The following is a 2,669-nucleotide window of genomic DNA, read 5'->3' as shown; positions in this document are numbered from 1 at the left end:
CTGCGGCCGTTCGGCCGGCACGCCGCCGCCGAGCTGATGGCCGAGCTGCTCGCTCCGGCCATCGAGAACGACCGGCTCCTCACCTTGGCGGAGCTGGCGCTGCGATCCTGTCGTGAGCGTCGCATCGTGCTGCCGTCGCCCGCGGCGCTGGAACGGCTCTGTATGGACCTGCGTCGTCGGGCACGCCGGGAGGCGCACCGCCGCCTGTGCCATGGCCTGTCGGCCGACCAGCGCCGAGGCCTCGACGGATTGCTGCAGCGCCGGAAGGATACGGGCCAGACCTGGCTCACTTGGTTGCGGCAGATGCCGCAGGCTGCCACGTCCGCCTCCATGCTTGGCCTGGTGGCGCGCCTGGAGCACATGCGCGGTCTCGGCATCGAGATCGGACACGACCGCGGGGTCCACCCGGAGCGCCTGGCGCAGATCGCCCACGAGACCGCGCGCGTGACCGTGCAGCACATCGCCGGCTATGCGCGGCAGCGCCGTCACGCGACGCTGGTCGCCACCGTGCTCGACCTGCAGGCCAGCCTGATCGACCAGGCGATCGACCTGTTCGACAGGATGGTCGGCGCCATGTTCAGCAAGGCCGAAGGGCGGCAGGCCCGAGCCTTCCAGGCCGATGCGCGCGCCATCAACGACAAGGTCCGGCTTTATGCGCGGGTCGGCGGGGCGGTGATCGCCGCTCACACGGGCAAACTGGACGCCTTTGCGGCCATCACGGCCGTGATCCCGTGGGAGCGGTTCTGCGCCAGTGTGGCCGAAGCTGAGGCGCTGGCCCGGCCGGAGGCGTTCGACGCCTATGAGAAGATCGGCGACCATTACAATGCCGTGCGCCGCTGGTCGCCCGCCTTCCTGGAGGCCCTCGGCTTCGAGGGCATCCCGGCCGTGGCGCCGCTGCTGCGCGCCGTCGCGGTGCTGCGCGAGGCGAACCGCACGGGATCGGCGCGCCTGCCGGCTTCCGCCCCGACCGGCTTCGTGAAGGGACGCTGGACCGCCTACGTGCTGCCCGGCGGTGTCGTCGACCGGCGTCACTACGAGCTTTGCGTCCTGTCCGAGCTGCGGGCGCGATTGTTCGCCGGCGAGGTCTGGATCCACGGCAGCAGGCAGTACCGTTCGTTTGCCGAGCGGCTGGTCTCCCCCGCCACCCAGCAGGCCATGCAGGACGCCGGCACGCTGACGGCCGAACCCGACTTCGACCGCTTCATCGAGGAGCGCCGGGCGCTGCTGGACCGGCGGCTGGCCGTCGTCGATGCCCGCGCTGGGGCCGGCCTGCTGCGCGACGTGACGATCGAGCGTGGGGTGCTGAAGGTCGCGCCCGTGGCAAAATCCACGCCTCCGGAGGCCGAAGCCCTGGCGGGCCGCCTCCATGCCATGCTGCCGCGCATCCGCATCACCGACCTCCTGGGGGAGGTCGCAGACTGGACGAGGTTCCCGGACTGCTTCACCCACCTGCAGACCGGTGAGGTTGCGACCGACACCCGCACGGTCCTGGCTGGGGTGTTGGCCGACGGCCTGAACCTCGGCCTGACCCGCATGGCCGAGGCCTGCAGCGTCGCCAGCCTCGGCCAGCTCGCCTGGACGTCGGACTGGCACATCCGCGAGGAAACCTACGGGCTGGCGCTCCGTCGCCTCGTCGATCGACAGCAGCGCGAGCCCTTCGCGGCGACCTTCGGTCCCGGTATCGCCGCCTCGTCCGACGGGCAGTTCTTCCCCGCGGCGCGCCACGGCCGTGCCGCCGGGCGGCGCAACGCCCATTACGGTCCCGAGCCCGGCTTCAAGGTCTACACCCACCTGTCGGACCGCTACGGACCGTTCTTCACCAAGACCATCGCGGCCACCGCCAGCGAGGCCCTGCATGTGCTCGACGCCCTGCTCCATCACGGGAGCGAGGTCACGGTCCGCCGGCACCACACCGATGGCGGCGGCGACACCGAGCATGTCTTCGCGCTCTGCTCCCTGCTCGGCTTCCAGTTCGCGCCGCGCATTCCCGATCTGGCGAAGCGGCGCCTCTACGGCTTCGGCAAGCCGGCCGACCATCCGACGCTCGCGCCCCTGATCGGCGGCCGGATCAACGTGGCGCTGATCCGTGCCCATTGGCCCGATATCCTCCGCATCGTTGCCTCCCTGCGCGCCGGGACCGTCACCGCCTCGGTGATCATGCGCCAACTCGCCTCCCATCCGCGGCAGAACGGGATCGCGACCGCGTTACGCGAGATCGGCCGGATGGAGCGAACGCTGTTCACGCTCGACTGGATCGAGGACCCCGAGCTGCGCCGCTCGACCGGACACGAGCTGAACAAGGGAGAAACGCGCAACAGCCTGGCCCGGGCCGTCTTCCTTCACCGCCTCGGCGAGATCCGCGACCGCACCTACGAGAACCAGCAGCATCGCGCATCGGGCCTCAACCTGGTGGTCACCGCCATCATCCTGTGGAACACCCGATACCTTGAGCGCGCACTCGCCAGGCTGCGCGTCGACGAGGCCGTGCCGGACCACCTCCTCGCGCATCTCTCACCGCTGGGCTGGGAGCATATCAATCTCACCGGAGACTACATCTGGACCCCAGTTGGCGAACTGACGGAAACCACCGTCGGATCGAGGCCACTCCGCACTGCTCCCACCCCGTTCCTCAGAGCCGCGTGAGTTCACGCTTTGTCCGCTTGTGCGTA

The 2,669-nt window shown here is 70.1% G+C and carries 1 protein-coding gene; it reads left to right on the top strand.

Translation table 11 applies throughout. The features are described 5' to 3' along the window. On the top strand, window positions 1-2,643 hold a 2,643-nt coding region (locus G3T14_RS23720), incomplete at its 5' end, for a Tn3 family transposase (protein WP_163644942.1). Window positions 2,644-2,669 lie beyond the last annotated feature (26 nt).

Origin of the sequence: Methylobacterium sp. BTF04, assembly GCF_010692745.1 — a bacterium.
Lineage (GTDB): Bacteria > Pseudomonadota > Alphaproteobacteria > Rhizobiales > Beijerinckiaceae > Methylobacterium.
The sequence above is the reverse complement of the archived record's forward strand: the minus strand, read 5'-3'. Positions and strand labels throughout refer to the sequence as shown.